This window comes from Shigella sp. FC1967 (genome assembly GCF_001743005.1).
Lineage (GTDB): Bacteria > Pseudomonadota > Gammaproteobacteria > Enterobacterales > Enterobacteriaceae > Proteus.
Genome location: NZ_MIIZ01000633.1, coordinates 1 through 6,040, shown reverse-complemented (window position 1 = coordinate 6,040; position 6,040 = coordinate 1). Strand labels below are relative to the sequence as shown.

The following is a 6,040-nucleotide window of genomic DNA, read 5'->3' as shown; positions in this document are numbered from 1 at the left end:
AAAACGTTGCCCTTTAAAATCAAAAATTTCTGTTTCAACGCCTAGCACCTTTAAGGCAAGATGCTCAGCTTGAAGGAGATCACGCCAACGCTCGCTGATAGCATTATTGTCAGAAGCCGTAAATTTAACGATGACATGGCCTCTATCGGTATAGGTACAAAATTTGGGTTGTTCGCCACCTGCGGATGAGCCAGGAGCTTCCCCTGAACTAACCGCTCGAGCTAATGTTGGGTAAGTCGTTGAACGAGCAACCGCAGCAGGCATCGGCATCGTCAAAAAATGTTTTTTTGCCTGTTCCCCTATTAACAAATTTCCCACTGCATCATGACCGTGAGCAATTAAAGCTCTGATAATATCTGTGTCAGACCAACTGTCTGGATTATGTGGTAAACCCAACTCAGCGGAATAAGTCGCAGCATAAGCACGTCCAAGATACCCTTGTGGACGCATATCAAATAACCACCACGGCAATCCTTCGCTATACCGATTGACATTATCAACCTGCTCCATAACAAAACCGGCTGGATAAACTGGTGTCAATTTACCCAACAACTTAATTTTACCTTCTTCACTTATGCGATAAATAGGTACAGAGTTGAAGCCACGCGAACCATCACGTAAAGCATATTGAATAGAACGACCCGAGCCAATTTGAACAATATCATTAGACAACATTTTTAATGCCCTAGACAGGGTTGGCTGACTAATATTCATAATATTAGTTAGTTGCCTTGCTGGCTCAGGTCCATTACGTAGTATTTTTCGTATGACTTCTGCTCGTTGTGTCATGATATTAGCTACTTATAAATAGGTTAATGAATAGATAAGTGAATAGGATTATGAATAGATAATTTATCAGCTGTGATCTGTCTTGTCACTATTAAAAGCGCGAGTATTGGCTACGATATTACATAAAAACGCATACAAAAGAGCGCTATCGCTTTGAGGTATATGCGATATGCTATTTTATCATTGGGAGAGCACGCTAGGTAATGAATAGAGATAGAGGAAAGCTTACTACCAATAAAAAATCAAGCGGTTAAAGTATGATACAAAGTGACCATAATTTGGACGATAAAGAATAACAAAAAGCCCAAAGCAAAAACTTTGGGCTTTTTTCAATTCCGAACTGTCTACAAGATGCCAGACTTGGCTGACATCTTGTGACAACAAATAGCTTATTTGCTGCCTGGAATTTTGAAGCGTTTGTTGAACAGATCAACACGACCACCAGTTGCAACATCACGTTGTTTACCAGTATAGAATGGGTGGCATTTGTCACAAACGTCCAGATTCAGGTTATGACCTGCAGTGGATTTGATTTTCATAACGTTACCGCAAGAACAAGATGCAGTAATTTCTTCGTATTTAGGATGGATATCTTTTTGCATGGAAAACCTCTACTAAGGCCGTGTCGCCATTCAGCCCACAGCCGAACACCACACGTCGTGTTGATTGAAATTAAGTGTTTGGTAATTTATCTACCAAAGGGGGCGGATCATACAGAATATCCGCGAAACGCGCAATGAAATCTGCACACTTTTTGTGATATTCTTAAGATCATCTTTTCGCTAAAACTCTCGGAAACCCTGATATGACCATAGTTCAGGTAATTTTACCTGTACCACTATTCTCCTCTTTTGATTATCTGTTGCCAGAAGGAATTGACGCGCCTGTTATTGGTAGTCGAGTGATCGTGCCTTTTGGTAATAAGCGCCGCTCTCTTGGTATTGTCAAAGGACTCAGTACACACAGTGAGTTTCCTATCGAAAAGCTAAAGCCTATTGATGAGATCCTTGATAACGAAACACTCTTTCCTGGTGTTTTATGGGATATGTTAAATTGGGCATCGGCTTACTATCACTATCCTTTAGGGGAAGTGCTATTTCATGCCATGCCGATTTTATTACGACAAGGGAAACCCGCAGAGTTCACGCCATTATGGCAATGGTATGCCACTGAAGAGGGGATGGATCTCGATCTCAATAGTTTAAAAGGCGCGAAAAAACAGCAACAAGCATTAGCGGCACTTCGCCGAACACCTTTATATCGCCATCAACTTGATGAATTTGAGATCACGACAGCAACACTCAATAACTTAAAAAAGAAAGCGTTTGTAGATCTCCGCCCTATTCAACCTGCTCCTATACACTGGCATAAAGATCTTGTGGTTCAAGGTGAACGCTTTAAATTAAATACCGAACAAGCGATTGCAGTAGGTGCAATTAGCGCGCAGGCTGATCAATTCTCACCTTGGTTATTATTAGGTATTACAGGATCAGGAAAAACGGAAGTTTATTTAAGTGTATTAGAAAAAATTCTCGCACAAGGTAAACAAGCACTGGTACTGGTGCCTGAAATTGGCTTAACACCTCAAACAATTCGCCGTTTTAAAGCGCGCTTTAATGCCCCAGTGGATGTACTTCATTCAGGCTTAAATGATACTGAACGTTTAGCCGTTTGGTTACGTGCAAAGCGAGGTGATAATGCCATTATTATCGGTACTCGATCGGCACTTCTTACTCCGTTTCAACACCTTGGCATTATTATTATCGATGAAGAGCATGATGGCTCTTATAAACAACAAGATGGTTGGCGTTACCATGCCCGTGATCTCGCCGTTTTTCGTGCAAAGCAAGAAAATATTCCTATCGTGATGGGAACCGCAACCCCATCAATTGAAACCAGTTTTAATGTTGAACAAAAAAAAGTATCAACAACTCACTCTGACTCAACGAGCAGGTGATGCAAAACCCGCAACAGAGCATTTAATTGATTTAAAAGGACAATCATTGACAACAGGGCTGTCTCCCATTCTGATTAAAGCGATAAAAGAGCACCTTAATGCGGGTAATCAGGTCATGCTCTTTTTAAATCGCCGAGGGTTTTCACCTGCATTGTTATGTCATGAATGTGGCTGGATAGCAGAATGCCCTCGCTGTGATCACTATTATACGATCCATCAAAAACAGGGCATGTTACGTTGCCATCAATGTGATAGTCAGCGACGAATTCCAGCACAATGCCCACAATGTGGCTCAACCAATTTAATACCTGTGGGATTAGGCACTGAGCAACTTGAACAAGGTATTGGTGAATTATTTCCTGACACACCAGTGACACGAATTGATAAAGATACAACAAGTCGCAAAGGCGCTTTAGAGCAACAACTGGAAGATATTTATCAAGGTGGCTCACGTATCCTTATCGGTACGCAGATGTTAGCCAAAGGGCATCACTTTCCTGATGTTACCTTAGTGGCTTTACTTGATGTTGATGGCGCTCTGTTTTCTAGTGATTTTCGTGCTGCCGAACGTTTTGCGCAGCTTTATATACAAGTATCGGGTCGAGCGGGTCGTGCGGGTAAACAAGGCGCAGTGTATCTACAAACTCACCAACCTGATCACCCTCTATTGCTGACATTATTAGAGAAAGGCTATGACGCTTTCACTAAGGAAGCTTTACAAGAGCGACAAGCAACTTTTTTACCCCCTTATTCTAGCCATATTATGATCCGCTCTGAAGATCACAATAATCAGCGTGCACCTCAGTTCTTACGACAGCTAAAACAGTTCTTTGAACAACATCCAATGCGAGATGCTAATTTATGGGTAATGGGGCCCGTTCCTGCTATTCAAGCTAAACGCGGTGGAAATTATCGTTGGCAATTATTGCTCCAGCATCCTTCACGAGGGTATTTACAAAAATTAATGTCGATCACTTATCCTCAGATTGTCGCCTTACCCGAGAGTAAAAAAGTGAAATGGAATATTGATGTTGACCCAACTGATTGCTAAGGATCTTGTTTACTGAAAGTGAATATATTTTAGACAGTCTTATCGTGAGGATACCATTTCGTTCCAATACTCGTTACAACCCAAGACTATTTATCAAATTTGCGAACTACCTCATAAAAACGATTGGTATCACACTTTTTATGCAAACTAGGTAACAGTATCTATTTAAAAAGTGGGTAGAATAACAATTTAGAATATTTCTTGAATTAAAAACCGTCGATAAAATCCTTTTTTGAATATTGGCGGTTTTTTTGCAATAAAAAAGCAATCGTTTAACTAAACCATCCAAAAGGGAGGTATGGGGTTTGCAACAGAATAATAAAGATAATACGCAAGCAACAATGAAAGATGTTGCTCTTGCAGCCGGCGTGTCTACCGCAACGGTATCACGTACTTTAATGAATCCGGAAAAAGTATCCTCACAAACCCGTCAGAAAGTTGAACAGGCTGTTCTTGATGTGGGCTATTACCCACATAACCTGTCAAAAAACCTTAAACGTAACGAGTCAAAAACGATCCTTGTGATCGTACCTAACATCAGCGATCCCTTTTTTACTGATGTTGTGTGTGGTATCGAAGAAACCGCAGCACAACATGGTTATCTCGTGTTAATTGGTGATTGTAAACATCAACAAAAACATGAAAATGCCTTTATTAATCTTATTATCACTAAACAAATTGACGGCATGTTACTGCTTGGTTCACATATTCCTTTTGATGTTTCCAAAGAAGAGCAAAGAAACCTGCCACCAATGATCATGGCAAATGAATTTGCACCTGAACTCGAACTCCCCACTGTCCATATTGATAATCTGACCGCGTCTTTTAGAGCAACGCACTATTTGCAGCAAATGGGACATAAACGCATTGCGTGTATTACAGGTCCAGAAGATATGCCTTTATGTCGTTATCGTTTACAAGGCTATATTCAAGCTATGCGTAGAACAGGTGTCCCTTTGCGTGAAGATTATATTATTCGTGGTGATTTTACCCATGAAAGCGGTGCAGAAAGTCTGAAAAAGCTGATTTCTTTACCGGAGCCACCCACGGCTGTGTTCTGTCATAGTGATATTATGGCAATTGGTGTGATGTGGCAGGCAAAAAAATTAGGGTTAGAGCTTCCTAAAGATCTCTCGGTGATTGGTTTTGATAATCTTGATATCACACGTTATAGCGAACCTGCACTGACAACAATGGAACAACCTCGTTATCAAATTGGTCGTGAATCTATGTTGTTACTACTCGACCAACTACAAGGTAGACCTGTTGCCCCCGGCTCTCGCTTATTAGATTGTGAGTTAATTATAAGAGACAGTGTATGTCGGCTTAAAAGCTAGGCAAAACACACTATGTTAAGTAACATATCGATTGTGATACCTATTCCTTTAATTATCAGCGAATCGAACTGTGGCACAACGAGACTATGTGGGACGAGGGCAGACATCTGCTCGTCGTAAAAAGACAACGAAAAGTAAGAGCAAAAAGGCTGCTAAAGGGTTGCCTTTAACGACGCTTATCGCGGCAATCGCTATTGTGGCGCTGTTTATCGGCGGCCTCTATTTTATTACACATAATAAAAAAGAAGCCGTAGAAACAACGCCAACCGTCACTGGGCAACATCCAGCGAATACCCTACCGCCAAAACCGCAAGAGCGTTGGCAATATATTAAAGAACTGGAAAATCGTCAGGTAGGTACACCTTTACTGCCTGAATATCCTTCATCGGGTAGCCAGATTAATCCGAAAGCAACACTTTCGCCTGAGCAGTTACGTTTCTTACAACAAATAGAAGCGGATAAGCGCCAACCCGCCGTACAACTGCCAGAAGTGCCTTATAATGGTGAAGTACCGCGCTCACAAGTGGTGATAACCCCACCTGCAACAACAACGCCTTCTGTTACACAACAGCCCGTACAAACTCAACAACCGCCAGCACCTGCGATTGTTACACCGCCTAAATCAGCGGTTACTGAAGCACGCTTTTTAGTGCAATGCGGCTCATTTAAGAATACTGAACAAGCTGAATCAGTGAGAGCAACGCTGGCTTTTTCGGGGGTTGAAAGTCGAGTAACGAAAGGCAATGATGGTTGGATACGCGTCTTATCAGGCCCTTACAGTAAAGAACAAGCCAACTCCGTGAGTAGACAAGCCGCTGGCGCTGGCGTATCAGGTTGTATTCTTCGCGCTTCTGGGGGTTGAAAAATAAATTTTCTCCCCCACCTATAATTCTAATTCACACAACG

The 6,040-nt window shown here is 41.6% G+C and carries 3 protein-coding genes and 2 pseudogenes; 3 read left to right on the top strand and 2 right to left on the bottom strand.

The annotated features are described in order from the left end of the window. Together BHE89_RS08100 and rpmE are read right to left on the bottom strand one after the other, a co-directional pair. Positions 1-789: pseudogene (locus tag BHE89_RS08100) on the bottom strand (type II toxin-antitoxin system HipA family toxin YjjJ); the annotation flags it as partial. A 389-nt stretch (positions 790-1,178) separates the two neighbouring features. Further along, a complete protein-coding gene (gene rpmE, locus BHE89_RS08095; protein WP_069366835.1) occupies positions 1,179-1,391 on the bottom strand; it encodes a 50S ribosomal protein L31 in 213 nt (70 codons plus the stop codon). Between the two features lie 203 nt (positions 1,392-1,594). On the opposite strand from rpmE, the pseudogene priA reads away from it, so the two are divergent. From priA to BHE89_RS08080, 3 genes and pseudogenes are all read left to right on the top strand, one after another. Further along, positions 1,595-3,797: pseudogene (gene priA / locus BHE89_RS08090) on the top strand (primosomal protein N'). A 305-nt stretch (positions 3,798-4,102) separates the two neighbouring features. Beyond that, a complete protein-coding gene (gene cytR, locus BHE89_RS08085; protein ID WP_074454055.1) occupies positions 4,103-5,134 on the top strand; it encodes a DNA-binding transcriptional regulator CytR in 1,032 nt (343 codons plus the stop codon). Positions 5,135-5,204: 70 nt separating this feature from the next. Further along, positions 5,205-5,996, top strand: a complete 792-nt coding sequence (locus tag BHE89_RS08080; RefSeq protein ID WP_069366837.1) for an SPOR domain-containing protein — start codon at positions 5,205-5,207, stop codon at positions 5,994-5,996. Positions 5,997-6,040 lie beyond the last annotated feature (44 nt).

Bases quoted from the DNA above. Each gene is read 5' to 3' on its own strand.
- rpmE (WP_069366835.1), bottom strand. From the start codon at position 1,391: ATGCAAAAAGATATCCATCCTAAATACGAAGAAATTACTGCATCTTGT.